Genomic DNA, 14,736 nt, shown 5'->3' on the forward strand with positions numbered 1-14,736 from the left:
CATGGGAGACTGTGTGGGAGAGTAGGACGCCGCCGGACCTTTTTTGCAGGGAGGCCCCGCCGATTTTCGGCGGGGCCTTTCTCATTTCTGGGCGGGTACCTGGCGGTGTAGGTATGCCGTGAGCAGGGCGATCAGTTCGTCGCGGAAGACGCTGACGTCGTCCGTGGGGCGGTCGGCGAAGTAGCGGTGGGTCAGGGATTCGGTCGTGCTCACGAGGAACCAGGCGGCGAGGCGGGCGTCTGGCAGATGGTCTTCGACGTCGGCGCGAAGCAGTTCCGCGATCGTCTCGACGAGGGCTTTCTGGAGCGAGTGGAGTTCGGCCAGCAGCGCGGGCGGGCGTGGTGACTCCTCGAACAGCACCTGGTGGAGACGAGGGTCGCCGCGATGGGCTTCGAGCGCCGTGTCCACGAAGAGGGCGACGCGCTCGTCCCAGTCGGCGGGGAGCCCGCGGTCGAGCGCGGCGGCGACGGCGCGCCTGCCCTCGTCGATGTGCCGCCGGGTGAGCTCCAGCAGAATCGCGTCCTTGTTCGGGAAGTACTGGTACAGCGAGCCGATCGACAGGCCCGCCTCGTCGGCGATGCGGTTGGTGGTGCCGGCTGCGTAGCCGTGCTCGATGAAAACGCGAGCAGCCGCCTGGACGATCCGCTCACGCGTCTCGGCAGAGCGCTGCTGACGTGGGGATTTGCGGGGTCGGAGGGGCTTGGGAGTGCCCGGCATCAGGGGCCCTAACGCGAGTAGAAAAGCGAGTTATTCCTCAGTATTTTTGCGGCTGCCGACCGATCGACGCAAGGAGCGGGGCATGGCCGTCGACTATCTCGATTTCTTCCCGGGATGGGTTCGCGAGGCGGAGGGGCCGCCTGCCGAGACGCAGTGGTGGAAGTGGAGGGGCATGCAGGTCCGGCTGGAGCGCACGGTCAATCCGGCCGCGCCTGTGAAGTACGTGGTCCTGCACGGAGCGGGCGGGCACGCACGGATGCTCTGGCCCTACCTCAGGCTGATGGGGCCGGTTGAAGGCGTCGCGCCCGACATGCCGGGATACGGGCTGACCCGATGCGCGGGGCGTCCGGTGACATACGGGTTGTGGGTGGAACTGGCGGCGGAGCTGATTCGGCTCGAGAGAGAACGCGACGACCGTCCGGTGGTGGTCCTGGGTGCCAGCATCGGCGGAATGCTCGCCTACAGTGCTGTCGCGCATGCCGGCGCGGCCGGACTGGTCGTGACGTGCCTGCTGGACGTGCGCGACCCGGAGGCGCGTGCGGCCGCTGCACGCTTCCGCTGGCTGGGACGTTACGCGCGGCCGCTGATGAACGGCCTGCGGGCCCTGGACGGCGTCAGGGTGCCGGTTCGGTGGCCCGCGCGGATGTCGGCGATGTCGAACCGGCCGGAGCTGAACGCCGCGGTGGCGGCCGATCCGCTCGGCGGCGGGGGACGGGTCTCCTTGCGGTTTCTGCGCACCTACATGAGCTCCGTGCCGGAGGTGGAGCCGGAGGAGTTCACCGCCTGTCCGGTGCTGATGGTCCACCCGGGCGCCGACCGGTGGACGCCCGTGGAACTGAGCAGGCCGTTCTTCGATCGGCTTCCGGGGAAGCGACGGCTGGTGATGCTGGACGGCTGTGGCCACATGCCCGTCGAAGATCCCGGACTTCGTCAGATGGCGGACGCCCTGCGCTCGTTCGCCGACGAGGTGACTTCCACCTGCGCCTGACCAATCACGAGCGATCCGCCTCTTGCGTGATCTGGCCTGACGCGCCGGAACGGGGCGAGCCGGGAGTGGGGGGTCTGCGACTGGTGGAGGCCGAAGCCGAACCGGTTCGGCGTGGTTTCCATGTCGACCTTCTGGGGAGCCGCCCAGAGACCCCGAGGCGGGACGACTCCAGTAAACGTGACACGGGCGCTTCAAAGGAGCCGTCCGGGGAGGAGACGAGAAGAACGGGCCGACCGCGTCGGCCTCCGGTGGGCGTCAGAACGAAGTTCCCGGCGGGTATTGCGCCGGCCGCGCGCAGGACGTAGGCGCTCGGTGCGGCCGCGCTGTAGATCATCCAGCGATCCGGCCTTGGCGGGCGAAGCGCCGTGCGAAGACCAAGCATGCGATGCCGAGCGCCCGGCCACTCCTGTCGGGGGCGACGTTGTGCAGCATCGGTGCCAGCTGACCTCTGTGGCCGGGCTATCCCTGCTCCAGTCCAGGCTCGCGCCGTAGACGGCGATGATGCGCGGTGCCGCTGTAGCGCAAGGGGAGGCGGGCGCGAGCATGCGCCGCAGCCCGGCGGTGGCGACAAGCACCAGCACCCTGCCGACAAGGGAGTTGGCCGTCTGGAACCAGCCGTGCTTGCCGAGGCGCGCATGCTGAGCGGGTGGCGCGGGGGGTCGTGGCCGATGGCCTGGGCCGCGATCGTCAGCGAGAACAGAGGCCCGGCGGCGACGCCGTAGGCAAGCAGGGGACGGACGCGGTGATCGACGGGGATCGCGCGTGCGCCGGTGGGGGAGACGACGGAGCCCGGGCCCTCCTCGGTCTCGTAGGTGAGGCGGGTGGCGGGCTCGTCGAAGTACAGGGCGCGGCAGGTCTGGGTGAGCCTGTGCGGCGGCTTAGCCTCGATCACCTCGCCGTCCAGGAGGACGCCTGGGCACCCTGCTCCTTGTCTCGTCGATGGCCAGCCCGCGAAAACGGCCACCGCGACGCAGGTCGTACTTGTGGTCCCGGTCGTCGTGCTCATCTCCAGTTCTCGGTTCAGGTCGGGTGGCGCCGCAGTGGGGCCCTCGGTGTACTTGTCGATCCACCGGTCGTGTACTCGGGAGGGATCACGGGCGCGCGGGGAAGCGGCGGCGGGTCAGCGGCCGAGGGCCGTGTCGAGGGTCGCGGCCCACTGCCGCAGCAGCCGGCCCCGGCGGGCCGAGTCGTCGGTGAGCAGGTCGGCGAGCCCGAGGCCACGGACGAGGTCGAGCGTCGCCTGCACGGTTTCGCGAACGCCCGGCACCGACTCGTCCGCGCCCAGGGCCTCGACCGTCAGCCGGTGCGCCTCCCGGCCGACCCGCGCCTCCAGCGGGACGACCTGCGCGCGCAGCTGTTCGTCGGAGCTGGCGGCGACCCACAGCTGCAACGCGGCCCTGAACAGCGGCGTCGTGTACATCTCGCCGAGCAGCGTCACGACGTCGAGGGTGCTCGGGCGCCGGCCGGCGAGTTCGTCCAGCCGCTCGCGCATCTGTGACATCCGGACCTCCGAGCCGTACTCGACCGCGGCGGTCACCAACTCCTCGCGGGTGCGGAAGTGGTGCTGCGCCGCACCTCGCGAGACCCCGGCGCGCTCGGCGACGACGGCCACGGTCGTCCCGGCCCATCCGGCGGAGGCCAGGCATTCGACGGCGGCCTCCAGGAGGCGTTGGCGCGTCGCGCGGCTGCGGTGCTGCTGGGGTTCGCGGGGAGCTGCCTGCGTGGTCATCTCTTCCTCGGCTCGACGGACCTCCAGTCAATCAAAGGCTCGGAAGGGAAAACAATCAAGCGCGCTTGATTCTTTCCGCCACGCCGCTCGCCGGGGTGCGCGCGGCATGCCCTGACGATTTCGCTCTGGCGTGGCGGGCTCGCGACCATGCGGCGTCCTGGGGGTGTGCCGTCTGGCCGATCGCGGTTGTCGGGCACGCCAGCCCACTGTGCCAGGTGCTTCCAGGTAGGGGAGTGGTGTAGGGGACAGGTGGCGCGATCGCCTTGCAGTAGGGCTGTCCTTGGGGCGTCCCTAACGGTTCGGGCGCGCGCGGGCGATTTGCTGTGGGGCGATGCAGGATAATTCTGTGTTCCCCCATATCTATTTCTCTGTGTGAAGCAGTGAAAGTGGATGTTGTTATTTCATGATCATCCGCTTTCTCGAAAAACTTTGAGTTCGGTGGTTCAATCGAGCGCTGCGGCGACTACTCTCGGCTATGAAGCAACCCCGGTGCGTCATCAGTCGAGGGCGCGACATCGTACAGATTGGAAGGTCGTCATGCCTACCCCGAACCCCACCGAGTCCCTTCGCGCGTTCTTCGCCTTCCACCTCAAGCGGAACCGCGAGCAGAAGGGTTGGTCGCAGCCCGAACTGGGCGCGCGGGTCAACCTCCCGAGCAGCCTGGTCGGTGGCATCGAAGTCTGTACCCGGCGCCCGACGCGCAAGCTCGCCCAGAGCCTGGACGAGGTCTTCGGGCTGGAACAGTTCTTCGAGGCCCTCTACCCTCGCGTCATCGAGGAGATCGGTATTCCGCCGGGCTTCTCCGAGTTCGTGGAGGCGGAGGCCGAGGCCGCGATCGTCAAGGTGTACGAGAACTTCGCGATCCACGGGCTGTTCCACACGGAGGAGTACGCGCGAGCGATACTGCGAAAGGGGAGGCATCCGGACAAGGTCGAGCAATTGCTGGCGGCACGGATGGAAAGAACAGAGATCCTGCAGCGCGAGGATCCGCCCGTCATCGTCGCGCTCATCGACGCTTCGGCGCTCCGCCGGTCGTTCGGCGGCCCCACGGTCATGCGAGGCCAGCTCGAACATCTGCTGAGTCTGGCGGAATCGCCCAACGTTCACGTCCACCTGGTGCCGGAGGACGCCGAAGTGCTCCCCGAGGGGGCGTTCACACTCCTTTCTTCCTCAAGCGAGCCCGACGCCGGCTACATCGAGACGGCGGGCGGACGCGGGCACCTGATCGACGACCACGGGTACATCGCCGAACTCGGCACGCTGTTCGAGAGCATCAGATCCAAGGCGCTGAACGCCGAGGATTCCCAGGTCGCCATCCTCAAAGAACTGGAGGACCTATGAAGGTGCGCGGCTCCTCCTCCGTCCGACGAGAGAGTCGCCACAGCCGAAGCCAGACCGGCCGATGCGTGGAGGTGGCGCGGATGGCCACGCTGATCGGCGACCTGTGACGGTGAACGCCTCGAAGCGGAACTCTGCTCGCCGCCGGCTGGCGCGTTCCCTGGGCCGCTGGCTCAACGAACGCGGGCGCTCTCGCTCATGACGCGCCAAGGGGCGCCGACTCGCTGAATCGCGGCATGCGCCGCGCCGTTCCCCTGGTGCCTGGTGCACCGCGCCAGGGGGAGCGGCGGGGCCTGCACACTCGGCAGCCGCGTCGGTCGCCGCGCCCTCCGTGATGGACGTTGCTTGCTTCGCGAACGCATGGAGGACGGGTGGAGAACACGTGTGCCGACTCCGCCGAGGATCGGCGGAACCAGGCTGCCGTGGTGGTGATGATCAGGAAATGGGCCCGGGAGACGATCGGTCCGGATATGTGGGAGACGTGCCGGTAGTCGAACCCGGCCGAAAGCGAGGTCGCCCGTCTGGTCGAGCGCCGACAGGGTTTCGCCGGGCTTCGGGACGCTCACCGGCTCCAACGTTCACAGGCTCGGCGTGGGCAACGGCGGCGGCGCCGGTTCCCGGCAGGGATGTTCGCCGACATGTGCCCGTCGACCAATGGTTCGCCGGCATGGGCTCCGGCCAACGGATCGTTGGTATGGGCCCCGGCCGACGGTTCGCCGCCATGTGCCCCCCGGCAACGGGTGGCCGCTATGTGCCGAGGCCCACCGGGCCCGAGAACCCGAGCGCGCGCCCAGGCTGGTCTCCGGCGGCTCGGCCGTGCACTTGGCCCACGGCCGGGGGCCCACAGCCGGGGGCCCCGCGGCCGGGGGTGCCGGCCCGGGCGTTGCCACAGGAGCCCTGCCGACCGTCCGGCCCGTGCCGCCGAGCGGGCCTGACCGGCGGGTGAGGCCGCGTCGGCCTCGGCGAGCGGCGGTCCCGTCTGGCCAACGGGTGGACGCCCATGTTGGCCCGGAGTCTGGCTGTGGCAATCCGGCTACGGCACGGAGGAGTGGCCTGTGGGGCGGGTCGGACGCATGTCCTTGGTTGTGAGCCAGGACGTCGAACCGGTTGACGGGGCCTACGGCCGTGACTTGTGGGAGTCGTGGCCGCGTGGTTTGCGGGCGTGGGAGGTCGGCTTCATCGGGGTCGGATGTCCACCGGAGGGTCGGGGCGTTTGGTGCGGCTTGTCAGGCGGGCGGCCGTGGAGGCTCGGGGGCGGTTGGTGCTGTCGGTGGGAGGGAGTGTTGGTGTGCTGGTCCTGTTGGAGGGCGTGTGGTCCTGGGGAGTGCTGGGGGAGCGTGTTGGGGAAACAATCATGCGTGATTGATTTTTTCTTGGTCGGGTGGCAGGGTGCTGGCCATGAGTCGACCGTTGCGGATCGGTAACGCCTCGGGGTTCTACGGGGATCGCTTCTCCGCCGTGCGGGAGATGCTGGAGGGAGGGCCGCTCGACGTCCTCACCGGCGACTATCTCGCCGAGCTGACGATGCTCATCTTGGGGCGCGGGAAGATGAAGGACCCGGACGCCGGATACGCGACGACGTTCCTGCGGCAGATGGAGGAGTGCCTCGGGCTCGCGGCCGAACGCGGGACGAAGATCGTCACCAATGCCGGCGGGCTGAACCCGCGGGGGCTGGCCGCGAAGCTGCGCGAGCTGGCCGACCGGCTCGGCGTGGCGGTCGAGGTCGCGTACGTCGAGGGCGACGATCTCCTCGCCCGCGTGGACGAACTCGGCCTGGCGTCCGTCCGGTATGGGCGGCCGCTCACCGCGAACGCCTACCTCGGGGCGTGGGGGATCGCCGAGTGCCTGCGGGGCGGCGCGGACGTGGTCGTGACCGGGCGGGTGACGGACGCGTCGCTCGTCGTCGGGCCCGCGGCGGCGCACTTCGGGTGGGCACGTGATGACTGGGACGCTCTTGCCGGTGCGACCGTCGCCGGGCATGTGCTCGAATGCGGAGCGCAGGCTACGGGCGGGAACTACGCCTTCTTTCAAGAAATCTACAACGTAAAGGCGCCGGGTTTTCCGCTGGCCGAGATTCACGCGGACGGCTCCAGCGTGATCACCAAGCACGACGGGACGGGCGGCGCCGTCACGGTCGAGACCGTCACCGCCCAACTGCTGTACGAGATCGGCGGCCCGCACTACGCCGGTCCGGACGTGACCACGCGGTTCGACACGATCGAACTGCACGGCGACGGTCGCGACCGGGTCTCGATCGGTGGGGTGCGGGGAGCGCCGCCGCCTCCGTCGACCAAGGTCTGCCTCAACCACCTCGGGGGGCACCGTAACGAGATGACGTTCGTGCTCACCGGGCTGGACATCGAGGCCAAGGCCGAACTCGTGAAGGCGCAGATGGACGCGGCCTTCGGTGAGGACCGTCCGGCGAAGGTCGAGTGGACGCTGCTCGGGAGTCCCTCGTCCGCCCCGGCCACGCAGGGCGAGGCGACGGTGCTGTTGCGCTGCGCGGTCCTCGACCCGGATCCGGAGAAGGTCGGGCGAGGGTTCAGCGGCGCGGCCGTGGAGATGGCGCTGGCCGGGTATCCCGGGTTCACGATGACGTCCCCGCCGGGGAAGGGGAGCCCGTACGGGGTGTACTCGCCCGCGTTCGTCCCCAACGACGAGATCGAACACGTGGCGGTGCTGCCGGACGGGACCCGTGTCGCCATCGAAGGGCCTTCCGTCACCCGGGCGTTGCCGGCCGACGGGACGTCGCGGCGTCTCGTCGAAGACCCTCCTGCGGGTGCGACCGTGCGGGTGCCGCTGGGGCGGATCGCCGGGGCGCGCAGCGGCGACAAGGGCGGTGACGCCAACATCGGGGTCTGGGCCCGCACGGACCTCCAATGGCGGTGGCTGGAGCCCTTCCTCACCGTCGAACGGCTTCACGAGCTCATGCCCGAGACGCGGGCGCACGCCGTCACGCGTCACGTCCTGCCGAACCTCCGCGCGGTCAACTTCGTCGTCGAAGGGCTGCTGCAGGAGGGCGTGTCCGCCTCGACCCGGTTCGACCCGCAGGGCAAGGCCCTCGGGGAGTGGCTGCGGTCCTGTCTCGTCGACGTCCCGGAGGCCGTCCTGTGAGATTGAAGAGTTCGCTCGATACCCGGGGTCCCGAATACCGGGAGCGGCGGGCGGCGATGCTGGAGAAGCTGGCCGCGCTGGACGCCGAGCACGCGAAGGCGCTCACGGGCGGTGGCGAGAAGTACGTCGAGCGGCATCGCAGGCGAGGGAAGCTGCTCGCGCGGGAACGGATCGAGCTGCTGCTCGACCGCGACTCGCCGTTCCTGGAGCTGAGCCCGCTCGCCGCGTGGGGGAGTGACTTCCCGGTCGGTGCCAGCGTGGTGACCGGCATCGGCGTGGTCGAGGGCGTCGAGTGCATGATCGTCGCGAACGACCCCACGGTGCGGGGCGGCGCCAGCAACCCGTGGACGGTGAAGAAGAGCTTCCGGGCGTCCGACATCGCGCTGGAGAACCGGCTGCCGGTGATCAACCTGGTGGAGTCGGGCGGCGCGGACCTGCCTTCGCAGAAGGAGATCTTCATCCCCGGCGGCAGGATGTTCCGGGACCTGACGCGGCTGTCCGCGGCCGGGATCCCGACGATCGCGCTGGTGTTCGGCAATTCCACCGCGGGCGGGGCGTACATCCCGGGGATGTGCGACCACGTCGTCATGGTGAAGGAACGCGCGAAGGTGTTCCTCGGCGGGCCGCCGCTGGTGAAGATGGCGACCGGCGAGGAGGCCGACGACGAGGAGCTCGGCGGCGCGGAGATGCACGCGCGGACGTCCGGGCTCGCCGACTACATGGCCGTGGACGAACCGGACGCGCTCCGGCTGGGCCGGCAGATCGTCAAGGGGCTGAACCACCGCAGGCTGGGGCCGGAGCCGGGGGCAGTCGAGGAGCCGCTGTACGACGCGGACGAACTGGCGGGGATCGTCCCCGAGGACCTGAAAACCCCGTTCGACCCGCGCGAGGTCGTCGCCCGCATCGCGGACGGCTCGCGGTTCGACGAGTTCAAGCCGCTGTACGGGACGAGCCTGGTCACCGGGTGGGCGCGGGTGCACGGCTACCCGGTCGGGGTGCTCGCGAACGCGCAGGGCGTCCTGTTCGGCGCCGAGGCGCAGAAGGCCGCCCAGTTCATCCAGCTCGCGAACCGGGCCGACACGCCGCTGATCTTCCTGCACAACACGACCGGCTACATGGTCGGCAAGGAGTACGAGCAGGCGGGGATCATCAAGCACGGCGCGCTGATGATCAACGCGGTGTCGAACAGCAAGGTCCCGCACATCTCGATCGTGATGGGCGCGTCCTACGGCGCCGGGAACTACGGCATGTGCGGCCGGGCGTACGACCCCCGGTTCCTGTTCGCGTGGCCGAGCGCGAAGTCGGCGGTGATGGGGCCGCAGCAGCTCGCCGGTGTCCTGTCGATCGTGGCGCGGCAGGCGGCGGAGGCGCGGGGCCAGGTCTACGACGAGGACCAGGACCGCGCGATGCGGGAGATGGTGGAGGCGCAGATCGAGGCGGAGTCGCTGCCGTTCTTCCTGTCCGGCCGGTTGTACGACGACGGGGTGATCGACCCGCGCGACACCCGGACCGTCCTCGGCCTGTGCCTGTCCGCCGTCCACAACGCGCCCGTGCGCGGAGCCGACGGCTTCGGCGTCTTCCGGATGTGAGCGTGATGATCAAGAGACTGCTGGTCGCCAACCGGGGCGAGATCGCGCGCCGCGTCATGCGCGCCTGCCGGGACCTGGGCGTCGGTACGGTCGCGGTGTTCTCGGACGCCGACGCGGACGCGCCCCACGTGCGGGACGCCGACGTCGCCGGGCGGCTGCCCGGCGCGGCGCCCGGCGACACGTACCTGTCCGCCGAGCGCGTCCTCGAGGTCGCCCGCGCCGCCGGGGCGGACGCCGTCCACCCCGGGTACGGGTTCCTGTCGGAGAACGCGGAGTTCGCGCGGGCCGTCGTCGCCGCGGGCCTGACCTGGGTGGGGCCGCCGCCGGCGGCGATCGACGCGATGGGCTCGAAGATCGAGGCGAAGAAGCTGATGGCGGCGGCGGGCGTGCCCGTGCTGCCGGAGCTCGACCCCGGCCGGGTGACCGAGGACGATCTGCCGCTGCTGGTGAAGGCGTCCGCGGGCGGCGGCGGGCGCGGGATGCGGGTCGTCCGCGCGCGGGCGGAACTGGACGACGCGGTCGCCGCGGCGCGCCGCGAGGCGAAGTCGGCGTTCGGTGACCCGGCGGTGTTCTGCGAGCCGCTGCTGGAGCACGCCCGCCACATCGAGGTGCAGATCCTGGCGGACGCGCACGGCACGGTGTGGGCGCTCGGGGAGCGCGAATGCTCGATCCAGCGCCGCCACCAGAAGATCGTCGAGGAGGCGCCCTCCCCGGCGGTCGGCCCCGGACTGCGGGACGAGCTGTGCCGTGCGGCGGTCGACGCGGCGCGGGCCATCGGCTACGTCGGGGCGGGGACGGTGGAGTTCATGCTCGCGCCGGACGGCCGGTTCCACTTCCTGGAGGTCAACACCCGGCTGCAGGTCGAGCACCCGGTGACCGAGTGCGTGTACGGGGTGGACCTCGTCCGGTGGCAGCTCGCCGTGGCCGAGGGCGCCCGGCTGCCGGAGGCGCCGCCGGAGCCGCGGGGCCACGCGATCGAGGTGCGGCTGTACGCGGAGGACCCGGCGCTGGACTGGCGTCCGGCCAGCGGCGTGCTGCGCACGTTCGAGGTGCCGGGGGTCGACGCCGAGTTCGCGGTGCCCGCGTCGCACGGGCTGCGGCTGGACGCGGGCGTGGAGAGCGGGTCGGTGGTCGGCGTCCACTACGACCCGATGCTGGCCAAGCTGATCGCGTGGGGGCCGACGCGGGACGCGGCGGCGCGGCGTCTGGCGGCGGGTCTGCGCGGCGCCCGGATCCACGGCCTGGCCACTAACCGTGACCTGCTCGTCCGGATCCTGGAGGAGCGGTCGTTCCTGGAGGGCGACACCGACACCGGCTACCTGGAGCGGGTCGGGCTGGACGTGCTGGCCGCGCCGATCGCGGACGAGGAGGCCGTCGGGATGTCCGCGCTGGCCGCGGCGCTCGCGGGCGCGGCGGGCGAGCGGGCGGCGGCGCGGGTGCAGGGCGGGTTGCCGTCCGGGTGGCGCAACGTGCGGTCGCAGCCGCAGCGCAGGTCGTTCGAGGGTCCCGGCGGGACGATCGACGTCGACTACCGCCTGGGCCGGGACGGCCTGGTCTGCGAGGCGTGCCCGGGGACGTCCGTGGTGTCGGCGGCCCCGCGCGAGGTCGTCCTCGAGCGCGGCGGGCTCCGCGAGACCTTCGCGGTGACGGCCGTGGACGGCGAGGTGTTCGTCGACTCGCGGTTCGGGCCGGTCGCGTTCCGGGAGGTGCCGCGGTTCGCCGACCCGAGCGACCAGATCGCCCCCGGGTCGCTGCTGGCTCCGATGCCGGGCACGGTGGTGCGCGTCGAGACCGAGCGGGGCGCGCGCGTCGCCGAGGGGCAGGCCCTCGTCGTCCTGGAGGCGATGAAGATGGAGCACCGCATCGCCGCCCCCGCCGCCGGGACCGTGGCGGAACTGAACGTCGGAGCCGGGCAGCAGGTCGAGGCCGGTGCCGTCCTCGCCGTGATCGAAGGGAACAGCGGGTGAGCTTCACCGAGACCGAGGAGCGGCGGGCGCTGCGCGCCGCCGTCGCCGAGCTGGGCGCGAAGTACGGCTCGTCGTACTACGTGGAGAAGGCGCGGGCGGGGGAGAAGACGGACGAGCTGTGGGCGGAGGCCGGGCGCCTCGGCTACCTCGGCGTCAACGTCCCCGAGGAGTACGGCGGCGGGGGTGGCGGCATCGGCGACCTCGCCGCGGTGTGCGAGGAGCTGGCCGCGGCCGGCTGCCCGCTGCTGCTCATGGTCGTGTCCCCGGCGATCTGCGCGACGATCATCGCGCGGTCCGGCACCGAGGAGCAGCGCAAACGGTGGCTGCCGCGGTTCGCGGACGGGTCGGTGAAGATGGCGTTCGCGATCACCGAGCCGGACGCGGGCTCCAACGCGCACCGCATCACCACCACCGCGCGCCGCGACGGGGACGGCTGGGTGCTGAACGGGCAGAAGACGTTCATCTCGGGCGTCGACGAGTCGGACGCCGTGCTGTTCGTCTGCCGCACCGAGGACCAGAAGGGCAACCTGCGGCCGTCGCTGTTCATCGTGCCGACGGACGCGCCGGGGTTCGCCTTCACGCCGATCGACATGGAGATCGTGTCGCCGGAGAAGCAGTTCGTCTGCCACCTCGACGACGTGCGGCTGCCCTACGACGCGCTCGTCGGCGACGAGGACGGCGGGCTGCTGCAGCTGTTCGCGGGCCTCAACCCCGAGCGGATCATGGCGTCGGCGATGGGCGCCGGGATCGGGCGGCTCGCCCTCGGCAAGGCGACCGCGTACGCGAAGGACCGGCAGGTGTTCCGGTCGCCGATCGGCGCGCACCAGGGCGTCGCGCATCCGCTGGCCGCCGCGAAGATCGAGCTCGAGCTGGCGCGGCTGATGGGGCAGAAGGCCGCCGCGCTGTACGACGAGGGCGACGACATGGGGGCGGGGGAGGCGGCGAACATGGCGAAGTACGCGACGGCCGAGGCCGCGATCCACTGCGTCGACCAGGCGATCCAGACGCACGGCGGCAACGGCCTGACGAGCGAGTACGGCGTCGGGATGCTCGCGGGGGTGGTGCGGCTGATGCGGATCGCGCCGGTCAGCCGGGAGATGATCCTCAACTTCGTCGCGCAGCACTCGCTGGGGCTGCCGAAGTCCTACTGATCCCGCCTCCACGGTCGGTTCCCGATCGCCGGTCCGCCGGCGGCGTCTCGCCCCGCAAAGATCGTCCTGCGTGGCGGCCACGACTTTGCTCACTCATAGTGATATCAAGGTGACATTGCGTGGTGCTCCGAGTGAGGATTGCGGAGCAAGCGCCAGACAACCGGCGAAAGGGAGATCATGAAGCGCATTGTCTCGGTTCTGGTTCTGACCGCGGCGACCACGATGGCGGGCTTCGGCCTGTCCTCGGCGGCGTCCGCCGAACCGGTCAAGGGCGACTGCGGCTGCCACTGCTGCGGGAGCGAGAACGAGAACGAGAACCTCAACATCAACATCTTCTGATCCGCGCACCGGCCGCCGCGCGTGCGGCCGGTGCTGGGAGACGTCCGGCGGGGTGCGTTCGCCCTCCGCCGGACGATCATTTAGGGCCGCGCCACCGGCGCACGAGCGCGTCCACCTGGGCGGCCGGCGGCACCGGCGCGGTCAGGCGGTTGTCGACCGCGTCGTGCGGGACGGGCGGCGGCTCCTCCGGCCGCATCCGCGCGACGAACGCGGCGAACGCGGCGAGCTTGCCGGTGTCGCGCGGCGAGCCCCGCCGCTCCAGGCGGTGCCGCAGCGTCGCCGCGTCCGTCCGGACCCACACCAGCCGCACCGGGTCGCCGCCGAGCGCCCGGACCCACTCCGCCCAGCGCTCCGGCGCACGGATCTGCCCGGTGAACGGGCCGCTCAGCAGCACGGGGCAGCCGTGCGCGCGGACCTCCCGGGCGGTCGCGGTCATCCCCGCGTACTCGTGCGGCTTGACGTGCGCGTCGTACCAGGGGCCCTCCCGCTCGCCCGGGTCGCGGCCGCCCGCCGCCAGCGTCGCCGCGACGAACTCCCCGTACATGGTGTCCTTGTCGAGCAGCGCCGGGACGGGACGCAGCCGCGCCAGCAGCAGTCCGGCCACCGTCGACTTCCCCGCGCCCGGCGGGCCCGCCACCACCCACACCGTCCCGGGGACGACCGGCGCCGCGTCCCCCGGATCCCGCCCGCCCGTCACACCGACAGCCGCATGCGGCGGGTCGCGAGCCGTTCGATCCGCTCCTCGTCGACCTCGTGCCCGAGACCCGGCTGGGTGAGCGGCACCCCCACGACGCCGCCGGACGAGCGCACCGGCGGCGTCACGTACACCGGGCCGTGCGCCGGGTCCGACACGTCGCTCGGCAGCGTGCAGCCGGGCAGCGCGGCCAGCGCCACGGCGGCGGCCTGCCCGATCCCGAACGCGCCGACGCCGCTGCACCACACGTCCCAGCCCGCCGCGTACGCGCGGTCGTGGGCGCTGCGGGCGGCGGTGAGCCCGCCGAACCGGTCCGGGCGCAGGTGCAGGGCCCGTCCCGCCTCCAGCAGCAGCGCGGCCTCGAGGGTGTCGAGGTCGCCGACGTCGGGTGCGACGGCCGCGCCGATCCGCTGCTGCAGCTTCGCGTGCGCCGCCAGGTCGTCGGAGGGGAACGGGCGCTCGACCGCCGCGAGCCCGTAGGCGTCCAGCCCCGCCAGCACCTCCAGGTGCTCGGGCGTGTCGCGGTAGGCGTGGCCGGCGTCGGCGACGAGCGCCAGCGCGGGGTACGCCTGCCGGATCAGCCGGATCGGCTCGATGTCCCACCCGGGGCGCACGTCCACGGTGACGCGGGTGTGGCCCGCGCCGACCGCCTGGTTGACGCGGGTGGGCAGGGTCTCCAGCACCTGCGCGGGGGCGATCCGCGCGCCGGTGACGATGGACGTGCGGGTGCCGCCCAGCGCGTGCGCGAGCGGCAGCCCGCGGACCCGGCACCACAGGTCCCAGCAGGCGGTGTCGATGGCGGCGGCCGCCTCGTGCGCGCCGAGGTCGGCGGCGGCGGACACGTCCTCGGGACGGTCCCATTCCAGCCCGATCAGCGCGGGCCCCATCCGGTTCTCGATGTCGGCCCACGGGTCGGCGCCCGTCCCGTCCCGGCCGGACCCGTCCCGCCCGGTCGCGCGGCCGCGGCCGCGCGCGTCCGGGACGGCGACCTCGCCCCAGCCGGTCGCGCCGTCGCCGTCGGCGAGCCGGACGAGGATGCTCTCGGCCCGCCGGCCGCGCGGCATCGCCACCCGGTAGGCGTCGCAACCCTGGATCCGAGGCACCTCGCAC

General features: G+C 71.7%; 11 protein-coding genes. 7 read left to right on the top strand and 4 right to left on the bottom strand.

Going from position 1 to position 14,736, the window contains the following annotated elements; all coding sequences use genetic code 11:
* Nucleotides 1-81: 81 nt before the first annotated feature.
* Complete coding sequence (locus AB0L25_RS33925) at nt 82-717, bottom strand: TetR/AcrR family transcriptional regulator (RefSeq protein WP_500176849.1); 636 nt, start codon at nt 715-717, stop codon at nt 82-84.
* An 82-nt stretch (nt 718-799) separates the two neighbouring features.
* On the opposite strand from AB0L25_RS33925, the gene AB0L25_RS33930 reads away from it, so the two are divergent.
* On the top strand, nt 800-1,705 hold the full coding sequence (locus tag AB0L25_RS33930; protein ID WP_500176850.1) for an alpha/beta fold hydrolase: 906 nt from the start codon (nt 800-802) through the stop codon (nt 1,703-1,705).
* 1,120 nt (nt 1,706-2,825) lie between these two features.
* Here the strand turns inward: AB0L25_RS33930 and AB0L25_RS33935 are convergent.
* Nucleotides 2,826-3,434 (bottom strand): TetR/AcrR family transcriptional regulator, encoded by a 609-nt coding sequence (locus AB0L25_RS33935; protein ID WP_500176851.1) that lies wholly within the window; start codon nt 3,432-3,434, stop codon nt 2,826-2,828.
* A gap of 537 nt (nt 3,435-3,971) precedes the next feature.
* Here AB0L25_RS33935 and AB0L25_RS33940 point away from each other — a divergent pair.
* From AB0L25_RS33940 to AB0L25_RS33965, 6 genes are all read left to right on the top strand, one after another.
* A complete protein-coding gene (locus AB0L25_RS33940) occupies nt 3,972-4,775 on the top strand; it encodes a helix-turn-helix domain-containing protein (protein ID WP_500176852.1) in 804 nt (267 codons plus the stop codon).
* Nucleotides 4,776-6,170: 1,395 nt separating this feature from the next.
* Nucleotides 6,171-7,886, top strand: a complete 1,716-nt coding sequence (locus tag AB0L25_RS33945; RefSeq protein ID WP_500176853.1) for an acyclic terpene utilization AtuA family protein — start codon at nt 6,171-6,173, stop codon at nt 7,884-7,886.
* Nucleotides 7,883-9,475, top strand: coding sequence for an acyl-CoA carboxylase subunit beta (locus tag AB0L25_RS33950; protein WP_500176854.1), 1,593 nt, complete (start codon nt 7,883-7,885; stop codon nt 9,473-9,475). Before AB0L25_RS33945 ends, AB0L25_RS33950 begins: the two co-directional genes overlap by 4 nt.
* Before the next feature lie 5 nt (nt 9,476-9,480).
* Nucleotides 9,481-11,442: an acetyl/propionyl/methylcrotonyl-CoA carboxylase subunit alpha gene (locus tag AB0L25_RS33955; RefSeq protein WP_500176855.1), complete on the top strand. Its 1,962-nt coding sequence runs from the start codon at nt 9,481-9,483 to the stop codon at nt 11,440-11,442.
* Nucleotides 11,439-12,593, top strand: coding sequence for an acyl-CoA dehydrogenase family protein (locus AB0L25_RS33960; RefSeq protein WP_500176856.1), 1,155 nt, complete (start codon nt 11,439-11,441; stop codon nt 12,591-12,593). Before AB0L25_RS33955 ends, AB0L25_RS33960 begins: the two co-directional genes overlap by 4 nt.
* A gap of 177 nt (nt 12,594-12,770) precedes the next feature.
* On the top strand, nt 12,771-12,932 hold the full coding sequence (locus AB0L25_RS33965) for a hypothetical protein (protein ID WP_500176857.1): 162 nt from the start codon (nt 12,771-12,773) through the stop codon (nt 12,930-12,932).
* A 76-nt stretch (nt 12,933-13,008) separates the two neighbouring features.
* On the opposite strand, the gene AB0L25_RS33970 is transcribed toward AB0L25_RS33965, so the two are convergent.
* Together AB0L25_RS33970 and AB0L25_RS33975 are read right to left on the bottom strand one after the other, a co-directional pair.
* Complete coding sequence (locus AB0L25_RS33970) at nt 13,009-13,629, bottom strand: P-loop nucleotide/nucleoside kinase family protein (RefSeq protein WP_500176858.1); 621 nt, start codon at nt 13,627-13,629, stop codon at nt 13,009-13,011.
* Entirely contained in the window at nt 13,626-14,729 is a 1,104-nt protein-coding gene (locus AB0L25_RS33975; RefSeq protein ID WP_500176859.1) for an enolase C-terminal domain-like protein, read from the bottom strand. Before AB0L25_RS33975 ends, AB0L25_RS33970 begins: the two co-directional genes overlap by 4 nt.
* Nucleotides 14,730-14,736 lie beyond the last annotated feature (7 nt).

The organism is Spirillospora sp. NPDC052242, assembly GCF_040679555.1.
Lineage (GTDB): Bacteria > Actinomycetota > Actinomycetes > Streptosporangiales > Streptosporangiaceae > Spirillospora.

Coding starts and splice junctions, on each gene's coding strand:
- AB0L25_RS33925 (WP_500176849.1), bottom strand. CDS start 717: ATGCCGGGCACTCCCAAGCCCCTCCGACCCCGCAAATCCCCACGTCAG.
- AB0L25_RS33930 (WP_500176850.1), top strand. CDS start 800: ATGGCCGTCGACTATCTCGATTTCTTCCCGGGATGGGTTCGCGAGGCG.
- AB0L25_RS33935 (WP_500176851.1), bottom strand. CDS start 3,434: ATGACCACGCAGGCAGCTCCCCGCGAACCCCAGCAGCACCGCAGCCGC.
- AB0L25_RS33940 (WP_500176852.1), top strand. CDS start 3,972: ATGCCTACCCCGAACCCCACCGAGTCCCTTCGCGCGTTCTTCGCCTTC.
- AB0L25_RS33945 (WP_500176853.1), top strand. CDS start 6,171: ATGAGTCGACCGTTGCGGATCGGTAACGCCTCGGGGTTCTACGGGGAT.
- AB0L25_RS33955 (WP_500176855.1), top strand. CDS start 9,481: ATGATCAAGAGACTGCTGGTCGCCAACCGGGGCGAGATCGCGCGCCGC.
- AB0L25_RS33965 (WP_500176857.1), top strand. CDS start 12,771: ATGAAGCGCATTGTCTCGGTTCTGGTTCTGACCGCGGCGACCACGATG.